Annotated in this window: 22 protein-coding genes; 13 read left to right on the top strand and 9 right to left on the bottom strand. The window is 72.2% G+C overall.

Features of this window, described 5'->3' with window-relative positions:
- Positions 1–70: 70 nt before the first annotated feature.
- Complete coding sequence (locus tag IE305_RS19835; protein WP_190131006.1) at positions 71–1,561, bottom strand: carboxylesterase/lipase family protein; 1,491 nt, start codon at positions 1,559–1,561, stop codon at positions 71–73.
- A 63-nt stretch (positions 1,562–1,624) separates the two neighbouring features.
- Positions 1,625–2,422, bottom strand: coding sequence for a helix-turn-helix domain-containing protein (locus IE305_RS19830; RefSeq protein ID WP_190131005.1), 798 nt, complete (start codon positions 2,420–2,422; stop codon positions 1,625–1,627).
- Positions 2,423–2,477: 55 nt separating this feature from the next.
- Between IE305_RS19830 and IE305_RS19825 the strand changes: the two genes are divergently transcribed.
- Positions 2,478–3,053 (top strand): class I SAM-dependent methyltransferase, encoded by a 576-nt coding sequence (locus tag IE305_RS19825; RefSeq protein ID WP_190131004.1) that lies wholly within the window; start codon positions 2,478–2,480, stop codon positions 3,051–3,053.
- A gap of 108 nt (positions 3,054–3,161) precedes the next feature.
- Here the strand turns inward: IE305_RS19825 and IE305_RS19820 are convergent, their stop codons facing one another.
- Positions 3,162–3,545, bottom strand: coding sequence for a hypothetical protein (locus IE305_RS19820; protein ID WP_190131003.1), 384 nt, complete (start codon positions 3,543–3,545; stop codon positions 3,162–3,164).
- 189 nt (positions 3,546–3,734) lie between these two features.
- Between IE305_RS19820 and IE305_RS33130 the strand changes: the two genes are divergently transcribed.
- Complete coding sequence (locus IE305_RS33130; protein WP_229891229.1) at positions 3,735–4,280, top strand: hypothetical protein; 546 nt, start codon at positions 3,735–3,737, stop codon at positions 4,278–4,280.
- Between the two features lie 63 nt (positions 4,281–4,343).
- Positions 4,344–5,078, top strand: coding sequence for an SOS response-associated peptidase (locus IE305_RS19810; RefSeq protein ID WP_190131002.1), 735 nt, complete (start codon positions 4,344–4,346; stop codon positions 5,076–5,078).
- Here IE305_RS19810 and IE305_RS19805 read toward each other — a convergent pair.
- A complete protein-coding gene (locus tag IE305_RS19805; RefSeq protein ID WP_190131001.1) occupies positions 5,070–5,678 on the bottom strand; it encodes a TetR/AcrR family transcriptional regulator in 609 nt (202 codons plus the stop codon). The genes IE305_RS19810 and IE305_RS19805 overlap by 9 nt on opposite strands.
- Positions 5,679–5,727: 49 nt before the next feature.
- On the opposite strand from IE305_RS19805, the gene IE305_RS19800 reads away from it, so the two are divergent.
- From IE305_RS19800 to IE305_RS19760, 9 genes are all read left to right on the top strand, one after another.
- Positions 5,728–6,288 (top strand): GNAT family N-acetyltransferase, encoded by a 561-nt coding sequence (locus IE305_RS19800; protein WP_190131000.1) that lies wholly within the window; start codon positions 5,728–5,730, stop codon positions 6,286–6,288.
- A gap of 352 nt (positions 6,289–6,640) precedes the next feature.
- On the top strand, positions 6,641–8,479 hold the full coding sequence (locus IE305_RS19795; RefSeq protein ID WP_190130999.1) for an ABC transporter ATP-binding protein: 1,839 nt from the start codon (positions 6,641–6,643) through the stop codon (positions 8,477–8,479).
- The gene (locus tag IE305_RS19790; protein ID WP_190130998.1) at positions 8,476–9,387 is read left to right on the top strand and encodes a serine/threonine-protein kinase; all 912 of its coding nucleotides are present in this window, start codon (positions 8,476–8,478) and stop codon (positions 9,385–9,387) included. The genes IE305_RS19795 and IE305_RS19790 overlap by 4 nt, the downstream gene beginning before the upstream one ends.
- 74 nt (positions 9,388–9,461) lie before the next feature.
- Positions 9,462–9,827: a hypothetical protein gene (locus IE305_RS19785; protein WP_190130997.1), complete on the top strand. Its 366-nt coding sequence runs from the start codon at positions 9,462–9,464 to the stop codon at positions 9,825–9,827.
- Between the two features lie 215 nt (positions 9,828–10,042).
- On the top strand, positions 10,043–10,153 hold the full coding sequence (locus IE305_RS19780; protein ID WP_190130996.1) for a keywimysin-related RiPP: 111 nt from the start codon (positions 10,043–10,045) through the stop codon (positions 10,151–10,153).
- Positions 10,154–10,176: 23 nt separating this feature from the next.
- A complete protein-coding gene (locus IE305_RS19775; protein ID WP_190130995.1) occupies positions 10,177–12,057 on the top strand; it encodes a lasso peptide isopeptide bond-forming cyclase in 1,881 nt (626 codons plus the stop codon).
- A gap of 22 nt (positions 12,058–12,079) precedes the next feature.
- On the top strand, positions 12,080–12,334 hold the full coding sequence (locus IE305_RS19770) for a lasso peptide biosynthesis PqqD family chaperone (RefSeq protein WP_190130994.1): 255 nt from the start codon (positions 12,080–12,082) through the stop codon (positions 12,332–12,334).
- Positions 12,331–12,795, top strand: a complete 465-nt coding sequence (locus IE305_RS19765) for a lasso peptide biosynthesis B2 protein (RefSeq protein WP_190130993.1) — start codon at positions 12,331–12,333, stop codon at positions 12,793–12,795. Before IE305_RS19770 ends, IE305_RS19765 begins: the two co-directional genes overlap by 4 nt.
- Positions 12,796–12,917: 122 nt before the next feature.
- Positions 12,918–14,654 (top strand): ABC transporter ATP-binding protein, encoded by a 1,737-nt coding sequence (locus tag IE305_RS19760; protein ID WP_190131173.1) that lies wholly within the window; start codon positions 12,918–12,920, stop codon positions 14,652–14,654.
- A 32-nt stretch (positions 14,655–14,686) separates the two neighbouring features.
- Here the strand turns inward: IE305_RS19760 and ctaD are convergent, their stop codons facing one another.
- The 4 genes from ctaD to IE305_RS19745 form a co-directional block, all read right to left on the bottom strand.
- Positions 14,687–16,375 (bottom strand): aa3-type cytochrome oxidase subunit I, encoded by a 1,689-nt coding sequence (gene ctaD, locus IE305_RS19755; RefSeq protein ID WP_229891228.1) that lies wholly within the window; start codon positions 16,373–16,375, stop codon positions 14,687–14,689.
- 108 nt (positions 16,376–16,483) lie between these two features.
- Positions 16,484–16,777, bottom strand: coding sequence for a hypothetical protein (locus tag IE305_RS33695; RefSeq protein WP_308440256.1), 294 nt, complete (start codon positions 16,775–16,777; stop codon positions 16,484–16,486).
- A 30-nt stretch (positions 16,778–16,807) separates the two neighbouring features.
- Positions 16,808–17,014 (bottom strand): hypothetical protein, encoded by a 207-nt coding sequence (locus IE305_RS33690; RefSeq protein WP_308440255.1) that lies wholly within the window; start codon positions 17,012–17,014, stop codon positions 16,808–16,810.
- 120 nt (positions 17,015–17,134) lie between these two features.
- Positions 17,135–17,626, bottom strand: a complete 492-nt coding sequence (locus IE305_RS19745) for a MarR family winged helix-turn-helix transcriptional regulator (RefSeq protein WP_229891226.1) — start codon at positions 17,624–17,626, stop codon at positions 17,135–17,137.
- Between the two features lie 94 nt (positions 17,627–17,720).
- Between IE305_RS19745 and IE305_RS19740 the strand changes: the two genes are divergently transcribed.
- Positions 17,721–18,200, top strand: a complete 480-nt coding sequence (locus tag IE305_RS19740; protein ID WP_190130990.1) for an SgcJ/EcaC family oxidoreductase — start codon at positions 17,721–17,723, stop codon at positions 18,198–18,200.
- Here the strand turns inward: IE305_RS19740 and IE305_RS19735 are convergent.
- Positions 18,190–19,230, bottom strand: coding sequence for a vWA domain-containing protein (locus IE305_RS19735; protein WP_190131172.1), 1,041 nt, complete (start codon positions 19,228–19,230; stop codon positions 18,190–18,192). The genes IE305_RS19740 and IE305_RS19735 overlap by 11 nt on opposite strands.
- Positions 19,231–19,274: the final 44 nt, after the last annotated feature.

Genomic DNA, 19,274 nt, shown 5'->3' with positions numbered 1-19,274 from the left:
CGTGCCCGGGGTGGTGCCGAAGGGTGACGACGGCAGGGAGGGGCGGCGACCGGACGTACGGCTCAACCGGTCACCGTGTGTGCCGGCCGAAATGCCGGACGGTGGCCGGGTCGCCGGGTACGTACGGGCGCCACGGGCCGGTGCCGGGCCGGCCGGTGGCCACGAAGGCCGCGATCGCGCGGGAGAACGCCTCGCCGAGAGCACGCACCTCGGCGGTGACCCGGCCGAGCATGGGGCTGCCGCGGTAGGCGTCGAACGTGGTGAACAGGAAGGGGAGTTCGACGCAGTGCGTGGCGCCCAGCCGCGCCGGGCCGTCCGCGGGGGAGTAGGCGAACTCGTAGACGTATGTCCCGTTGCCGGCCGCCGCGTGGTGGCCGGCGAGGGCGAGGGTCTCGTCGCGGAAGAGCAGCTCCGTCACGAGCTCGGTCAGGACGTCGCCGGGTGTCACGTTCCCCGTGGCCGGGAGACGGGCGGCGGTGCGGTCGTATCGCACGGCGCCGTCATGGGCCTCTTGCGCGGCGAGCGAGCGCGCCTGATCGGTGGTGAGGGCACGGATGCGCGGGTCGGACGCGAAGAACGCGGTCATCTCGTCCCTGGTGGTGCCGGTCAGCAGCTGCTTTCCGTCGAGGCGCCCGTCCGCCACCGCCCGCTGCCACGGCACGGGCACGCCGAAGGCGCCGAGGACCGGGTACATCGGCGGGGCCACGCCGCCCGGCCGGGAGACGTCCCGCGAAAGCTGCTGGTAGGCGGCGAGGAGCCGGCCGGCGGGGACGGCCCGCAGCGCGGCGAGGAGACCGGCGCCACCGCAGGGACCGGGCAGGCCGAGAAGACCGAGGTAGCGCCGGGCGTGGGCGGTGGCCTCCCCGGGGTCCTGCGGTGCGAGACCGAAGGGGCCGCTCTGGGCGACGACCCGGTGGACGTGCCGGCCGGTGACCGGGGAGACGGCGAGGTGGAGGGCGGAGAACGCCCCGGCGGACTGGCCGCCGGCCGTGACGCTGCCGGGGTCCCCGCCGAAGGCGGCGATGTTGCGCCGCACCCAGCCGAGGACGGCGGCCTGGTCCTGCACGCCGAGGTTGTCGATGCCCAGCTCCGGCAGGTGGAGGAAGCCGAGCGGGCCGAGGCGGTAGTTGGCCGTGACGACGACGATCCCGCCGGCGGCGGCCAGGTTCCGGCCGTCGTACCAGTCCCAGCCGCCGGATCCGCTGGTGAACCCGCCGCCGTGGAACCACACCAGCACCGGCAGAGCACCCCGCGCGGATGCGTCGGCCGGCAGTGCGGGGGTCCACACGTTGAGCGTGAGGCAGCCGTCCTCGTCCCAGTCGGGCGTACGGCGTCCCATCACCGCTTCGAGACGGGAGGGGCTCTGCGGCACGGAGGGGCCGGGCCGGCCGGCGTCGCGCACACCCGGCCACGCCGGGTGGGGCGCGGGGGCGGCGAAGCGCCGGTCTCCCACGGGCGAAGCCGCGTAGGGGATGCCGCGGAACGCGGCGACGCCGTCCTCGACGGTGCCGCGGACGCTGCCGGCCTCGGTGTCCACCACGGGCCGCTCGTTCCGCTGCATACGGTTCCTCGCATCGGTCACATTCATCACGTCATCGTCCTCAACCGCTCCGGGCTGCGGGTATCAGCGTCCGGCCGAGGGCCCGAAGTAGGCGCCGGGCGGCACGCCCACCCCGCGGCGGAACGCCGCCACGAAGGCGCTGGGCGACCCGTAGCCCACGCGATGCGCCACGGAGGTCACCGTGGCGCCCGCCGCCAGCAGCGGCATGGCCGCCTGGAGCCGCAGCTGGGTGCGCCACTGGCCGTACGTCATGCCCGTCCCCGCGACGAACGCCCGCGCCAGGGTGCGGCTCGACGCGCCCACGACCGCACCCCACTCCGCGAGCGTGCGGTCGTCCGCCGGGTCGCGGCACAGCGCCTCCGCGACGCGGCGTGCACGCGGGTCCGCCGGCAGCGGGGCGCGCACGGTCGTCACCGTCACCGGGTGCAGCAGGTCGAAGACGACCTGCTCGGCGCGGTGCCGGGCCTCGGCCGGCAGGGCCTCGGGCTCCTGCGCGAGGTGGCCGATCAGCTCCCGCAGCAGCCCCGACACCGGTACGACCTGCGGCTCCTGCCACCGCAGCGGGCAGCGGTCCGGCCAGAAGTAGAGGCTGCGCAGCAGCGCCTTGCCGGTCGCTCCCGTGGCGTGCGGGACGCCCGCCGGGATCCACAGCGCGACGCTCGACGGCAGCACCCACGTCCGCCCGGAGGCCTGCACGGCGAGGACGCCGTCGGCGGCCCACGCGAGCTGGTGCGCCGCGTGCTCGTGACGGCCGAACCACTCGCCGCCGTCGAGCGGGAAGCTGCCGACGACGACGGCGCTCCCGGGCGGCGCGACGAGATGGCCGCCGCCCGGCTCCGGCTGTTGTCCGTCTTGCGACATGAGTTGACCTCCTGGCCCGTATCCGACGCCGTCCCCCTCTTCCTAACCTCGGGGCATGCCGATGAACCTCATCCACCGCCGCCTCTGCGCATCGGAGAAATGGGCCCGCGGCGTCGAGAACGATCTCCTGCCCTGGGCACTGGACGGCGTCCGGCTCGGGCCCAGGACCCTGGAGATCGGGCCCGGCTACGGGGCCACGACGCGCGTACTGCTCCACCGGACCGACGAGTTGACCGCCGTCGAGGCGGACGCCACCTACGCGGCGCGGCTGCGCCACGTGTTCGGCGACCGCGTCACCGTGGTGCACGCCGACGGCGCGGCCCTGCCGCTGCCGGACGGGTACTTCGACTCCGTCGTCTGCTTCACGATGCTGCACCACGTGCCGTCGCCCGGCGCGCAGGACCGGTTGTTCGCCGAGGCGTGCCGGGTGCTGCGCCCGGGCGGGCTCTTCACCGGCTGCGACGCGCTGAACAGCTGGGGCTTCCGGCTCATCCACCTCGGCGACACGTGCGTGCCGGTCCCACCGCAGACCTTGCCGGGCCGGCTGCGGGGCGCGGGCTTCGGCGAGTGCGACGTGACCACCGGGAAGGGAAGTTTCCGCTTCCTGGCCTACCGGAAGGAGGCCGCGTAGGCGGCCCGGCCCGGGGCCGGTGCGGACGCCGGGCGGCGGTGGGAGACCCGTCCACGGGGGTACGGATCTCCCGCCACCGGCTCGTCCGCCACCGGCTCGTCCGCGCGGTCAGGCGTCCTCGATGTCCGAGATCAGCCGGGTGCTCAGATCGCTCTGCACGGCCAGCCGGGTGTGCCCGGCGTCCGGGCCGCTGCCCCAGGTGAGCGTCACGGTGGTGAACAGGTGCCCGGCCCCGGAGTCGTGGTAGCGGACCTCCCAGTGGGTGGGCACGTCCTGTGCCCGGAGGACACCGTCGGCATGGTTGGCCTCCTCCCAGGCGGCCAGCCGCCGGCGGAGGTCCTCGGTGAGGTAGTGGGCCCGAAGCTCGTCGCCCAGGTCGTCGGTGCCGTCGTCGACGGCGTCGATGTAGGCGCCGTAGAAGTCGGCCACCCGGTCGACGGCGGAGTCGGGGCTCCCCTCGCGGACCGGGGCGTCGGTCTGATCGTCCGGCATGAAATCCCCCTGGCGTCAGGGTCCTTGCTGTCACGGCCTGGATGGCAATCTGCCCATGCCGTCATAGAAACAACCCTTTCGGCGGATAGGTGGCGGAACGCGACCTCGTGGCCCTTACTGACCGGCGGCGTGCCGGAGGTATGGCTTCCGTCATGGCCGTGGCCCGGCGAACCTGATCGACTCTCCCTCATGACGACGACCGGGACGACGAGAGTCCGGCACGCGGCGCTGCCCCTGGCGGTACTGGCGCTGCTGGCGGCCGGCTGCGGAACGCACCGGGCGGGAGAGGAGGCCGCTGCTGCCGCCCCCTCGCGGAGTGCGGCGCAGGACCTCCCGTGCCCCAGCGAGAGCCCCGCACCCCCGCACCGGTCGACGGCGGACACGCCGCCCGCCGACCACTACGCCGAGAACAACGGCTTCAAGGTGCCCCTTCCCCTGCACGGCAAGGCCCGCTGTGAGGGGCGCGCGGCCGCCGAACGCATCAAGAGCGCGCTCGAGACGTTGCGTACCCGCGGGGACTTCTCCCCGGCGAGCACGCGCAGCGCCCTCGTCCGCCTCGGCCACCCCGCCGACAGGATCCGCGTGTCCGAGAACGGCACCACCGGCGTCGCGTTCCTCGTCGACACCGCACCGCTGTGCCTGGAAGGCACGATGAGCCCGGATTCCGTCAGCGCCGATGCCTTCGCCGGCTACCCCGACCACACCGGCTGCGAACAACCTCGCGGCGGCCACTGAGCGGACCCTCCGGACGGCCGCGGTTCCCCGGGCCTCCCGTCCGCTGCCCCTAGGCTGGGCCGCGTGTGCGGTCGATACGTGTCCACCCGCGCTCCGCGGGACCTGGCGGGGCTGTTCCGGGTGACGTCCTGGGAGCAGCAGGAGGCCCTGGCCCCGTCGTGGAACGTGGCGCCCACCGACGACGTGTGGTCCGTCCTGGACAGGGCCGACCGGCGGACGGGCGAGGTGGAGCGGCGGCTGCGGCCGCTGCGCTGGGGGCTGGTGCCGTCCTGGGCGAAGGACCTCGCCGCCGGCGCCAAGATGATCAACGCCCGGGCGGAGACGGTGGCGGAGAAACCGGCGTACCGCCGCGCGTTCGCCAAGCGCCGGTGCCTGCTGCCGGCCGACGGCTTCTACGAATGGGTGACGGTCCCGGCCACCGAGCACCGGAAGGCGTGCAAGCAGCCGTACTTCATCACGCCGGCCGACGGCCAGGTCATGGCGATGGCCGGGCTGTACGAGTTCTGGCGCGACCCGGCCGCCGGGGACGACCCGGCCGCCTGGGTGGCGACGTGCACCATCCTCACCACCGAGGCCGAGGACGCCGCCGGCCGCATCCACCCCCGGATGCCCCTCGCCATCGCCCCGGACGACTGGGACGCCTGGCTCGACCCCGCCCACGAGGACCCCGCCGAGCTCCGTGCCCTGCTGGCCACCCCCGCCGAGGGCCGGCTCGACGCCTGCGCCGTGTCCACCGCCGTCAACGACGTCCGCAACAACGGCCCCCACCTGCTCGACCCGCCGCAGCGGTCAGCCTGAAACGCCGGGTCCGCCGCCGGCCGCGACGGCGGCCAGGTAGTCGTCGAGGAGCTCGGTCTGCCGCTGCGGCGGGAACGCCGCCGGGTCGAACAGGGCCTGCACCACCAGGCCCAGGACGAACGACTGGGCGCCGGCCGCGATGCGCTCGGGGTCGCCGGAGGGGAGTTCGCCGAGTTGCTGGGCCGCGGCGACCCGTTCGGTGAGCCTGGCGCGGCCCTGCGCGTACTTGCGCGCGTAGTCGGTGCTCAGGGCGGGGTCGGAGAGCGCGGCGTCCCAGGAGGAGACCCAGATGCGGTTGCTGTCGGTGGCCGCGGGGGTCAGCGGCAGGATGTCCAGCAGCGCGTCCCGGAAGGCCGCCAGGCCCTTCCCCGCCCGGCGGCGGGGGCGGGCCACGGTGCGCTGTTCGAGGAGGTCGAGGGCGTACTCCACCAGCGCGCGTTTCGTGGGGAAGTAGTGCGTGAGCAGGCCGGTGGTCGCGCCGAGTTCGGCGGCGACGGCGCGCAGCGTCAGGCCGGCGAAGCCGCGTGCGGCCATGACCTGCCACACCGCTTCCGACACGTCGCGCCGCCGCGACTCGTGATCTCCCTTGGTGCGTGCCATGCGGACACGGTACATTGCCGTAACACTTGTTATGTGAATGGGGGTCCTCATGTTCTCACTGCCGCTGCGCGACGGTGCCCGCCTCGGTCCGCTGGAGGTCTGGCACGCCGAGGAGTTCGCCGCCCACCTCGACCGGGCTCGCGACCACATCCGCCCGTGGGTCGGCCCCGCCTTCGTCACCGACGACGTGGACGGGGCGCGGGCCACGATCCGGCGGTACGCCGAACGCCAGGCCGCAGACGGCGCCCGCCTGTACGGCATCTGGCGGAACGACGTCCTGGTCGGCGGCGTCATGTTCACCGACTTCCAGGCCGCTTTCGGCTCCTGCGAGATCGGCTGCTGGCTCGAGCCGTCCGCCGAGGGGCACGGCCTGGTCACGCAGGCGTGCGGCGCGTTGCTGGACTGGGCCTTCACGGTCCGCGGCCTGCACCGGGCCGAGTGGCACTGCCGGGCCGACAACGACCGCAGCTCGGCGGTGGCCCGGCGGCTCGGCATGACGCTGGAGGGCGTCCGCCGCGAGGCGTGGCCGTACCAGGGCGCGCGTTACGACAAGCAGATCTGGGCGGTCATCGCCCGGGAATGGCGAGCCGGCCCTGCCGCCATCGGCTGACAATGCGCTGACAATGCCGCGTGAGCCGAAAATGGCACTTGACAAGTGCCCAGCCCCACCGCGCTACGCTTGAAACAGGAACAAATTGGACCAGTTCTCCCTTTAAGGGAGGAATAATGAGCATTCTCGCCAATCTCCTCCCCGCGCTGGGCAGTATGCGCAAGCGGGACAGCACTACGGACAGGAAGAAGAGGCGCCGTAAGGACACGGGCCACCGTAGGCGTCACACCAAGCACTGACGCTGCTGGGGACGACGCCGGCGGGGGATCCCGCCACGTCGACAGGCCGGGCCCGACAAGGGCCCGGCCGCATGCCGTGAGCACGGGAACACGCTGTGCGGTCGTTGCGGCGGATGGTGTCCGCGGTCGGGAACCTGGAGCGGGACGAGACGCTCGTCCCCACCGCTCCGGCGGTGGGGATCCGTGCGATCTTCAGGAGGTTCTGGCCCTACACCCGCGGCGGCCGGCGCTGGATCCCCGTCCTGCTCGCGTTCGTCGTCATCGGCCCCGTGATCGACGCGGCCGGCATCTGGCTGTTCAAGGTCGTCGTCGACGACGTGCTCGTGCCGCGCCGGCTCGGCCTGTTCGTCCCCATCGCGCTCGCCTACGTCGTGCTGACCGTGCTCGCCGGCGCCGTGCGGTTCGGCGACGAGGTGACCTCCGCGTGGGTCAGCGAGCGGTTCCTGATGGCGCTGCGGTCGGACCTGTTCCGGCACCTCCAGGGCCTGTCCCTCGGCTTCTTCGAACGACGCCGGCCCGGCGACGTCCTCTCCCGCCTCACCGGCGACGTCGAAGCCGTCGAGACGTTCCTGCTCTCCGGCATCGTCGGCGCGTTCTCCCACCTGATCGAACTCGGTGTCTTCCTCACGGTGCTGTTCTGGCTCAGCTGGGATCTGGCCCTGGTCGCCCTCCTCGTGGCCCCCCTGTTCTGGATCACGGCCCGGTGGTTCTCCCGCCGCATCAAGGCCGCCGCCCGCGAGCAGCGGCGGCGCAGCGGAACCATCAGCGCCGTCGCCGAGGAGTCCCTCGGCAACATCGCGCTCGTCCAGGCGTACAACCGGCAGGGCCGCGAACAGCGCCGCTTCCAGGCCGAGAACCTGGGCAACTACCGGGCCGAGATGGCGTCCGCCAGGATCGGGGCCCTCTTCGCTCCCGTCGTCGACGTCCTGGAGCTCGGTGGTGTGCTGGTCGTGATGGGGATGGGCGCCTGGGAACTCACCCAGGGCCGGCTCACCCTCGGCGGCCTGCTGGTCTTCCTCACCCTCCTCACCCGGCTCTACGGCCCCGTCCGCCGCGCGGCCCGGCTCAGCAGCACGTTCTACGCGGCGTCGGCCGCCGCGGAACGGATCATCGAGCTGTTCGACCAGCGGCCCCAGGTCGGCCAGATCCTCTTCCCCAGCCGGCTCGGCCGGGCCCGCGGCGAGGTCGTCCTCGACGCCGTGACGTTCCGCTACCCCGGCGCCGACCGCCCCGCCCTGTCCGGCGTCTCCTTCCGGGCCGGGCCCGGCGAAACGCTGGCCCTGGTGGGCGCGAGCGGCGCGGGCAAGTCGACGGTCGCCAAGCTGCTGCTGCGCTTCTACGACCCCCAGTCCGGCGCCGTCCTCATGGACGGCCACGACCTGCGCGAGCTGCGCCTGGACGACCTGCGGGAGAACATCGCGGTCCTCCTCCAGGAGACGCTCGTCCTGCACGGCACCGTACGGGAGAACATCGCCTACGGCCGGCCGGACGCCACCGAGGCCGAGATCGTCGCGGCGGCGCGGGCCGCCGACGCGGACGCGTTCGTCCGCGACCTGCCCGAGGGGTACGACACCGTCGTCGGCCGGCGCGGCCTGCTGCTCTCGGGCGGGCAGCGCCAGCGCCTGGCCATCGCCCGGGCCATGGTCCGCGACGCGCCCGTGCTCGTCCTCGACGAGCCCACCACCGGCCTCGACGCCGAGTCGGGACACCGGATCCTCGAACCGCTGCGGCTGCTGATGACCGGCCGCACCACGATCATCATCTCGCACAACCTCCTCACCGTGCGCGCCGCCGACCGCATCGTTCTGCTGGAGGACGGCCGCGTCGGCGACAGCGGCACCCACGAGGAACTCCTCGCCCGCAGCCCCGCGTACGCGCGCCTGCACCGGCTGCACGGCACGCCGGACGCGCCCGTCCGCCCCATCCGCGCAGCCCGAGGAGGCCCGCCGTGACCCCCGTACGGCCACCACTGCCGGCCGGGACGTACATCGCCCCCCGCTACCAGGTGATCGCCCATCTCTACCGCACGGGCTGGCTGGACGTGTACGACGTCTGGAGCGAGGAGCGGGACTGCCGCTGCGTGGTGAAGGTGCTGCGGCCGGACCTCGGCGAGGACGGCGAGCACCGTGAACGCCTGGTCCGGGAGGGCCGCTGGCTGCGGGAGTTCACGCACCCGCACCTGGTCCGGGCCTACGAGACCGTGGCGGAGCCCGAGCCGTACGTCGTCCTGGAGACCCTCACCGGGGAGACGCTGGCCCGCCTCCTGGAGCGCAGGCACCGCCGCCTCGACGCGGACGACCTGGCGCTGCTCGGCGTCCACTTGTGCTCCGCCGCGCACTACCTGCACGGCCGGGGGCTGCTGCACCTGGACGTCAAGCCCGGCAACGTGGTGATCGACTGCCGCCGCGCCAAGCTCTTCGACCTGAGCATCGCCCGCCCGCCCGGACCGGGCGAACCCGGTGTCGGCACCCGCGAGTACCTCTCACCCGAACAGGCGCGGGGCGGCCCCCTCACGGTGGCGGCCGACGTCTGGGGGATAGGCGTCACGCTCTACGAGGCGGCCACCGGCGATGTCCCCTTCGACACCGGCCGCGCCGGAACCGACGACGGGCCCGAGGGCGGCGAGACGAGGGGTGGCGAGACCACGGGCGACCCCGCCGACGACTACCCGCAGCTCACGGAGGCGGCGCCACCGGTGACCCGCCGGCGCCGTCTGCCGGCCCGTCTCGCCGAGGCGATCGACGCCTGCCTCCGCCCCGATCCGGCCGCCCGCCCCACCGTCGCCGCCCTCGCCGAGACGCTCGACGTCCTGCTGCCCCTGGGCCGGCGCGCCGCCGTACCGCCGGGCACGGAGCCGTAGGCGGGGCCCCGGCGCTCGTCACCGGGCGTGCGGTTTAAGCTGTGCTTCCTTTCGAACAGGGGGACATGCAACACATGGGTGGCTGGATCTGGGCGGTGATCCCTGCCGTCATCATCGGCGGTGGCTGGATCAACGAGAACGTCCGCAGAGCCTTGAAGGACCGGCACGAGCGGAAGTTGGAGCTGCTCCGCGCGACCGAGCGTCAGCAGCTGGCGCTGGAGGCCGCCAACCGGCCGCCGGAGCCCGTCTGCGGCTGCACTCATCACCTGGCCAAGCACGACAAGCAGGGCACCTGCCACGAGATGGTCGAGGCGCCCACGGCCTGGGACGCCGACCGCAAGCCGGTGCAGTACGAGGCCCGGCGCTGCAACTGTCAGCAGTACGTGGGGCCGGAGCCGCTGGGCACCGTGTTCGCGCCGGACATCGTCGACCTGAACTGACCGTCGTCCTGTGCGCATTTCAGCCACCGCGAGCATGGCTCGAACGTCTCTTCCCGCGGATATGTATGCGAACAGGCTCATGAATACGCACATGGGCGTATTGTCGTACCACCGCGTTGCGCTGCATCGTTCTTCGTAGCGACGAGCCTCCCTGCGTCAGGCGGGAGTCATGTCTGTTGCAGGGCTGGTTCTCCCTCCCAGTGAAGGAGAAGCTCATGAAGAAGGCGTACGAAACCCCCACCCTGATCCGGCGCGGCGACTTCCGCACCGAGACCGGCCTGCTCCAGTTCAAGGGCAACGACCGTCTCGTTCTCAGCAAGAACTGAGGCAGGGCAACTGATCGCACGCCATGGCGACATCGCATGATCATGCGGCGGCGGGCGGTGGCAGCGCGTACTTCGCGGTCCTCCCGGACTGCGAGGGCGCGCTCACCGCGGCCCGCCGTCTGCCTGACCACCCCGGAACCCGGACCCTCCCCCACCCCTCCGGCAGGCCCTGGATCACCGGTCACTGGGCCGACGACGAATGCGTCGCCGTCGCCACCCGGCGGGCAGCCCTGGCCGTGATCGGCTGCTGTCCCGTCCGCGCCGACGACCTGCGACGCCACGCCGACCGGCTCACCGACCTCTCCCGGCTCACCGACCTCGCCCGCAGCCTGCCCGGCAGCTTCCACCTCGTCGCGTCCCTCGACGGCGACGTCCAGATCCGGGGGACCGCCTCCGGTCTGCGGCTCGTCTTCCACGCCGACGTGGCGGGCGTGCAGGTGGCCGCCTGCGACGCGAGCCTGCTCGCGCACGCCGCCGGCACCGGCCCCGACCCGCGGGAAGTGGCGGTTCGCCTGCTGTGGCCCGTCCCCCACCCGCTCTACGAATCCTCCGTCTGGCAGGGCGTCAGCGCCGTCGCCCCGGGGGAGGCCCTGCACCTGCCGGCCGACGGCCGTACCGCCCGCACCTCCCGGTGGTGGAGCCCGCCCGAGCCCGTACGCCCCCTCGCCCAGGGCGCGCCCCTGGTCCGGCAGGCGCTGTCCGACGCCGTCGACGCCCGCACCCGCCAGGGCGGCGTGGTCAGCTGCGACCTCTCCGGCGGCCTCGACTCCACTTCCGTCTGCTTCCTGGCCGACCGCTCGCCCGCCCGCGTGGTGGCCAGCACCTGGCCCGGCCGCGACCCGGCCGACGACGACCTGGAATGGGCCAAACGCGCCGCCGCCCACATGCCGGACGTCGAACACGTCGTCTGGGACGCCCACGCCTCCCCGCTCGTCTACACCGATCTCCTCGGCATCGACGACCCCATGGACGAGCCGACCATCGGCGTGATGGACCGCGCCCGGGTCCTGCACCACCTGCCGCCCCTGCGCGCCCGCGGCAGCCGGCTGCACCTGACCGGCATCGGCGGCGACCACGTCGCCTGGTGCTCGGAGGCGTACTACCACCGGCTGCTGCGCCGCCGGCCCCTGTTCGCCCTCGGCCGCCTGCGGGGCTTCAAGGCCCTCTTCGACTGGCCGCTGCCCGGCATGGCCCGGGCCCTGGCCGACTCCCGCTCCTACGCACGCTGGCTCGCCACCGCCCCCGGCCGGCTCCGCGAGCCCCTCCCGGCCACGGTGACCGGCACCCTCGGCTGGTCGGCCCCGCCCCGGCTGTTCGACTGGGCCACCGAGGACGCGGCAGTGCTCGTCCGCGACGCGCTGACCGAGGCCGCCGCCGGCGCACGGCCCCTGCACCCCGACCGGGGACTCCACACCGACCTGGAGGCGCTCCGCACCTGCACCCGCATCGTGCGCCAATGGGACACCATGGCCGCCCGTGCCGGCCTGCCCATGGCCTCGCCGTTCTTCGACGACCGCGTGATCGAGGCGTCCCTGGCCGTACGGCCCGCCGACCGGGTCACCCCCTGGGCCTACAAACCCCTGCTCACCGCGGCGATGCGCGGCATCGTGCCCGACGAGTGCCTGCGCCGCACCAGCAAGGCCCAGGCGTCCATGGACGCCGCCGACGGGCTGCGCCGGCACCGCGGCGACCTGCTGGCCCTGTGGGAGGACTCCCACCTCGCCCGCATGGGCCTGGTCGACGCCCACGCCCTCTGCGACCTGGCCCGCAGGCCCAACAGCCCCGGCCTGAAGGACGCGATCCTCTACTCCACCATCGCCTGCGAGGTGTGGCTGCGCAGCCAGGCCCGCAGCCGGACCCGAGCCACCCCGCACACCCCCGCGCCCGAAGCGGACGCACCCTAGCCGAAAGACGGGAGTACGGCACATGGCACTGCGGCTCGCCGCCGACGTCTGCACCGCCACCACCGACTACGGCACCGTCCTGCTGGACCAGCGCAGCGGGCAGTACTGGGAACTCAACCCCACCGGCACCCTCGTCCTCCGCACCCTGTTGCAGGGCGGCGACGAGCAGGACGCCGTGGACGCCCTCGTCGCCGAGTTCGACATCGGCCGCGACGAGGCGGCCCGGGACGTCGCCACCCTCACCGGGCAACTGCGCGCCGGCGGGCTCGCCTCGTGAGCACCCCCAGAGCCCTCGCCCGCCCCGTCGGCGTACCGCTCGCGCACCGCCTCGCCGCCCGCGCCGTCCTGCCGCTCACCTTCCTGCTCGCCCGCATGAAGCCCCGCCGCATCGCAGCCGTACTCGGCTTCCTGCGCCGGGGCGCCGTACCCGCCTCCACCGCCCGCGCGAAGGCGGCCCGGGACGCGGTGTGCGCGGTCAGCCTGTCCTGCGCCGGCCCCCAGGGATGCCTGCCACGTTCCCTGGGCGCGACGCTGGTGTGCAGGTTGTGGGGCGAGTGGCCCACCTGGTGCACCGGCGTACGCGTCGTACCGCCCTTCGCCGCCCACGCCTGGATCGAGGCCGACGGCCGCCCCGTGGACGAGCGCGTGCCCGGCGACTACTTCAGCCGCCTGCTGGCCGTCGCACCCGTCGGCATGCGTACGCCGGGCGGGGAGACGCCGTTCAGGGAAACGCCGTGACCGGGCAGCTGACCGCCGGCACCGGCACCGGCCCGCGCCCGGGCGGCGAAGAACCGGCGGCGAGGCACGACACCGCCGCCTCCGAGCAGCGCCGCGGCAGGCGCCCGGGAGCGGTGGCCACCATGGTGCGCCTGACCGCCGGGCACCGGCCCGCCATCGTCGCCGCCACCGTCCTCACCCTCGCCGGCTCGGCCATAGGGCTGGCCCAGCCGCTGCTGGCCCGGCGCATCGTCGACACAGCAGGCCACGGCGGCGTCACCGGGCCCCTGCTGCTCCTGGCCGGGCTGTTCACGGCCGAGGCCGTCACCGGCGCCGTCGGCCGCTTCCTGCTGGAACGCATGGGCGAAGGCGTCATCCGCACCCTCCGGCACGGCCTGGTCTCCCACCTCCTCCGCCTCGACATGCGCGAGTACGGCCGGCACCGCAGCGGGGACCTGATCTCCCGGGTCACCGCCGACACCACCGTGCTGCGCGAAGCCACGGCCCAGGCCCTGGTCGACCTGGTCACCGGCCTCCTCGTCTCCGCCGGGGCCCTCGCACTGATGGCCTGGCTCGACCCCCTCCTGCTCCTGCTGGTCACCGCCACCGTGGCCGCGGCGGCCCTCATCGTCACCTCGCTGCTCTCCGGCATCCGCTCCGCCGCCGAACGCACCCAGCAGGCCGTCGGCGACATCGCCGCCGACCTGGAACGCGCCCTCGGCGCCCTCCCCATGGTGCGCGTCCACTGCGCCGAGGCCCGCGAGGCCGCCAGGATCGGCACCCGCGTCGACAGCGCGTACAGCGCGGGCGTGCGCACCGCCATGCTGGCCTCGTTCATGAGCTCCGCCGTCGAACTCGCCGTCCAGGGCTCGTTCCTCGTCGTCCTCGTCGTCGGCGGCATGCGCGTGGGCGGCGCCGACTCGCTCGGCGAACTGGTGGCGTTCCTGCTCTACGCCTCGTACCTGGTCGTACCCCTCTCGTCCGTCTTCCGCGCCGTCGGCCTCCTCCAGCGGGGCATGGGCGCCTACGAGCGCGTCGACCAGGCACTGGCCCTCCCCGGGGAGTCGCCCGGTACGGCGGCACGCCGCCCGCACGCCCCCGGGAAGGGACCGGCGGCGGAGGAGACCCCCGCCGCCCTGACCCTGCGGAACGTCCACTTCGGCTACCACCCGGGCCGGCCCGTGCTGCGCGGAGTGTCCCTCTCGGTGCCGTACCGCGGCCAGGTCGCCCTGGTGGGTCGCTCGGGCGCGGGCAAGACCACGATCTTCTCCCTGGCCGCCCGTTTCTACGACCCCGAGGCGGGCCTCCTGCTCTTCGACGGCCGCCCCGCAACGGAGCTGACACGCCGCCAGTGCCGCGAGCGCCTCGCCCTGGTCGACCAGAACACCCACGTCGTCCACGGCACCCTTTGGGACAACATCACCTACGCCGTGCCCGACGCCCCCTCCGGCGAGGTCGAACGCGTGGTGCGGCTGGCCAACCTCACCGACGTCGTCGAACGCCTGCCCGGCGGCCTGGGATGCGTCCTCGGCGAACGCGGCGCGACCCTCTCCGGCGGCGAACGCCAACGCGTGGCCCTGGCCCGCGCCCTGCTCACCCGCCCGTCCCTGCTGCTCCTCGACGAACCGACGTCCCACCTGGACGCGATCAACGAGGCCGCCCTCAGCCAGGTGATGCGCGACGTGGCCCAGGAGTGCGCCCTCCTGGTCATCGCCCACCGACTCTCCACGGTCCAGAACGCCGACCGCATCCACGTCCTCGACGCCGGCCGCGTCATCGCCTCCGGCACGCACGACGAACTCCTGCTCACCAGCCCCGCATACCGCCGGCTGGCCACGGCCCAGACCCTGCGCGAGGCCGGCGACCGGCCGGCCGGCTGACACGCGACCGCGGCGCAGCGGGGGCGCCTCCCTCAACCACCGCCGCCCGGGCCCGGCTCGACGACATCGCGGCGGCCGGTGTTCTCCAGCTCTTCCTGAAGAGCGATGTCGGGGTGGTGGAGGTCGAAGGCGGGGGACTCGGAGCGGATCTTGGGCAGGTCGATGAAGTTGTGGCGGGGCGGTGGGCAGGTGGTGGCCCACTCCAGTGAGCGGCCGTGGCCCCAGGGGTCGTCCACACCGACGTACTTGCCGTACTTGGCGGTCTTCCACACGTTGTACAGGAACGGCAGCGTCGACAGCCCCAGCAGGAAGGAGCCGATGCTGGAGACGGTGTTGAGCCAGGTGAAGCCGTCGGCGGCGAGGTAGTCGGCGTAGCGGCGGGGCATGCCGTTGGCGCCCAGCCAGTGCTGGACGAGGAAGGTGGTGTGGAAACCGGCGAACAGTGTCCAGAAATGGATCTTTCCCAGGCGCTCGTCGAGCATCTTCCCGGTGAACTTCGGCCACCAGAAGTGGAATCCGGCGAACATGGCGAAGACCACCGTCCCGAAGACCACGTAGTGGAAGTGGGCCACGACGAAGTACGAGTCGGTGACGTGGAAGTCCATCGGCGGCGAGGCCAGGATGACACCGGTCAGCCCACCGAAGAGGAACGTCACCAGGAAACCGGTGACCCACAGCATGGGTGTCTCGAACGACAACGAGCCCTTCCACATCGTGCCGATCCAGTTGAAGAACTTCACGCCCGTCGGGATGGCGATGAGGAACGACATGAACGAGAAGAACGGCAGGAGCACCGCCCCGGTGGGGAACATGTGGTGGGCCCACACGCTCACCGACAGCCCGGTGATGGAGATGGTGGCTCCCACGAGCCCGGCGTAGCCGAAGATGGGCTTGCGGGCGAAGACGGGGATGATCTCGGTGACCACCCCGAAGAACGGCAGGGCGATGATGTAGACCTCGGGGTGGCCGAAGAACCAGAACAGGTGCTGCCAGAGAATGGCGCCCCCGTTGGCGGGATCGTAGACGTGCGCCCCGAATTTCCGGTCGGCCTCCAGGGCGAGGAGCGCGGCGGCCAGGACGGGGAAGGCGAGCAGCACCAGCACGCTGGTGAGCAGAATGTTCCAGGTGAAGATCGGCAACCGGAACATGGTCATGCCGGGCGCGCGCATGCAGATGATCGTCGTGATGAAGTTGACGGCGCCCAGGATCGTGCCGAAGCCGGAGAAGGCGAGGCCCAGGATCCACATGTCGGCATCGATGTTCGGGGTGTGGATCGCGTCCGACAGGGGCGTATAGGCGAACCAGCCGAAACTCGGCGCCCCGTTCGGCGTCAGGAACGAGCCCACGGCGAGAATCGACCCGAAGAGGTAGAACCAGTAGGCGAGCATGTTCAGCCGGGGGAAGGCGACGTCCGGAGCGCCGATCTGCAGCGGCATGATGGCGTTGGCGAAACCGGCGAACAGCGGGGTGGCGAACATCAGCAGCATGATCGCGCCATGCATGGTGAACGCCTGGTTGAACTGCTCGGTCGACATGATCTGCAGCCCCGGCCGCGCCAGCTCCGCCCGCATGCCGAGCGCCAGCAGCCCGCCGAGGCCGAAGAAGACGAACGAGGTCACCAGGTACAGCGACCCGATCTTCTTGTGGTCGGTGGTCGACAACCACGCCACCACCGCCACCCCCGGCCCCCGGGCCCGCGTCACCCCGCCCGCGCCGCTCACACCCTCTTCCACCCGTCCCGCCACCACCGTGCCACGCCCTCTCCGCCACACCGGAAGATATGCCCCATTCGTACCGCATGAGGACTTTCCTCGGTGGGAAGCAGGGCGTCAGGCCGCCCGGTAATCGCGCTCCGGCAAGGAGACCCATGCGTCGGGCGGCCCGAAAACGGCACGAGCGTCGGCCGGGCGCAGGCCTGCGTAGGCGCACGCATGAGCCACGGGGTGTCCGCTGTGGATATAGGCAGTGAGAACGTCCTCGGGGGAGTCCTCTTCCTCGTCCGGCCCGCCACCCGGGTGGAGGTCCCAGCCCTCTACGACCCCGTCCCGGAAGATGCTGCCCTGGTTGCCGCTCTTGGCGTTGGCATACATGCCGTAACAGACCGTTCCGGCGGACAGCCGCATCTGCACACCCCACATCTGCGGCGCGTACCCTCACGGCTGGGTGACGATGCAGCCGCCCGGCACGGTCGTCACACCGACGATCCGCAGGTCTCTGTCGAATGGGAACACCGCCCCTGTCACCGGTGCCGCCTGCAGCCGGCGTACGGCCTCGCCGGCGTCGATCCCGCCCACGCACGCCAGCCCGAGACCGAGCGGCTCGAGTTCGCCCAGCGCGGCCCGCAACCGCCTGCCCTCCACCGCCGCTGCCTGTTCGCTCTCGCTCAGCCCACCGCGTGTGCACGGCTGATCCGCCCGCCCTTGTGCGGGCCTTTCGCGACACGATCGCAGAGGGGTCCGACAATGCCCGGCGGCCGGCCGCTACGGCTTTCGTCCCGGGCGTCGACGGCTGTCGGTCGTGCTCGCCCGGATCTCCTCCGTGGCGGCGCGGAAGGCGGGTGCGGCACGCGCGAAGTAGTCGAAGAGGACCTCCCGCTGCTCCGGGGTGTAGTGCGCCAGGACCTCGGCGAGATGACGGCGGGCGGGGCCGACGACCGATTCGATGCGGTCCAGGGCGTCGGGGACGGGTTCGACGATGACGCGCCTGCGGTCGCGCGGATCGGCCGCCCGGCGGGCGAAGCCTGCCTTCTCGAGGCGGTCGATCAGGCGGGTGGTGGCTCCGGTGGTGAGGCCGGTCCTCGTCGCGAGTTCACCCGAGGAGAGCCCGCCGCGGAAGGTGATCAGGCTCAGCGCGTACCACTCGGAGGTGTGCAGCCCCGCGGCTTCCGCGCTGGCCAGGCCCTGCAGCCCCACGGCGTCCAGGTACTGACGGTAGATCACATGCTCGTCCTGATGGCGCGGGGGGTTTGCCACGGCGGGAATCACCTCGTACATTTAGCTGCATGGATGCAGATACTGCTGTTGCGCAGCATCTGCATGATTCTAACGAGTGGGGGAGTGGTGCGCCATGCGCGATCAGCAGCAGGAGAACGCGTTGGTGGAGGCGGTGAAGGCGGTGCTGGAGGGCCTGGTGGCCGCCTGGGGCCGCAACGATGCCGAGGCGTACGGTGCGCTGTTCACCGAGGACGCCAGCTACATCAGCTACCTCGGCACCGTCTACCAGGGCCGCCGCGACATCGTCGAGAGCCACCGCGCACTGTTCGCGACGTTCCTCAAGGGCACCCGGCTGGCCGACGAGGTCCTCGACATCCGCTTCCACGGACCCCACCTGGCCGTCGTCAACGGACGCGGCGACACCTACAAGGGCCGGCGACCGAGCAGGCTCAGCAAGGTCCAGACCTACACGCTGGTCCGCGACACCGACGGCCAGTGGCGCGTCGCCGCGTTCCAGAACACGCGGCGCAAGCCGGTCATGGAGAAGATCTCGTTCACTCTGGCCCCCGGCACCGCGCCCATGGCGTGGAGACGGCCACGCGTCAGTTCATGAGCAGCACCCGCGTGTTCGGCACCAGCTTCCGGTTCACGCTGGTGCTCTGCACGAAGATCGTGAAGTCGTCGTTGTGGTCCGGCTTGACGCGGGCCTCCGCGTCCGGCAGACCGAGCAGGGCCCGGGCCTCCGGCCCCGTGTACACGCGGTCCGTCTTCTTCTCCAGCACCGCGATCTGCTTTCGCGCCTGAATTTTCTCCGACTTGCTCAGCTGGTAGAACGCACCACCGGTGCGGAACGTGTGCCCGCATTCGACGACCCATTCCCGGATCGCCGCTTCCCGGGTCACCGGAATCAGCTGGTACTCCGACGGATTCACCGGGGTCAGACCGGCCGCCTTGATGGTTTCCTTGTTGACCGCGTCCGCACCCGTGGAGAACACCGCCCGCGATCCCCGGATGCCCTTGGTGCGGCCCACCATGAATTTCTCGGTGGCCTGCTGGATGACCTGCCCGGCCTCCTCCAGACCCTGGGTGCTCGTGGCGTCCCAGACGGCGACGTTGTCCCTCGGGAAACCGCACTGCATGGCCTCGCGCTTGCCCATCTGGTCCGGCACCAGCACGGCCAGCGTCCAGTTGTCGTCCTGCGTCTCGATCATCCGGGCCACGGCCTGCACCAGCTCACGCTGATTCCCGGCAGGCGCATCCGGGCAGCGGTGACTCGCGTTCTCCTGCCCGTCCGTCAGGACGAACGTCAGGAAGCTGTGGTCGCCGTACAGCTGCGCCGTCTGCGCCAGCTCCCGCTGCGACTTCAGCGTGGCCGCGAGAAGAGCCGTCATTCCCCCGACCCGGTACAGCTGCTTCAGGGACGGCATGCGCAGCACGTCCTTGTCGTAGATGACGCATTCCACCTTGTCGGCGAACACATACACCGTCACCCGCGTCTCCTGGTCCAGTTCCTGGGACCGGCGGGCCAGATAGGCGATCTGCTGGTCGGCGACCTCGACGACCTTCTCACTCAGCTGCGACATGGAAGAACTGGCATCCAGCACAAGAGCAACGTGATTGATGTAGTTCTGCTTACCGGACATGAGATTGCTCCCCCTCTTTCCGACTAGGTGCTCCCACCTTCCCA

This window comes from Streptomyces mashuensis (assembly GCF_014654785.1).
Taxonomy (GTDB): domain Bacteria; phylum Actinomycetota; class Actinomycetes; order Streptomycetales; family Streptomycetaceae; genus Streptomyces; species Streptomyces mashuensis.
This window is presented reverse-complemented; position numbering and strand designations above follow the sequence as displayed.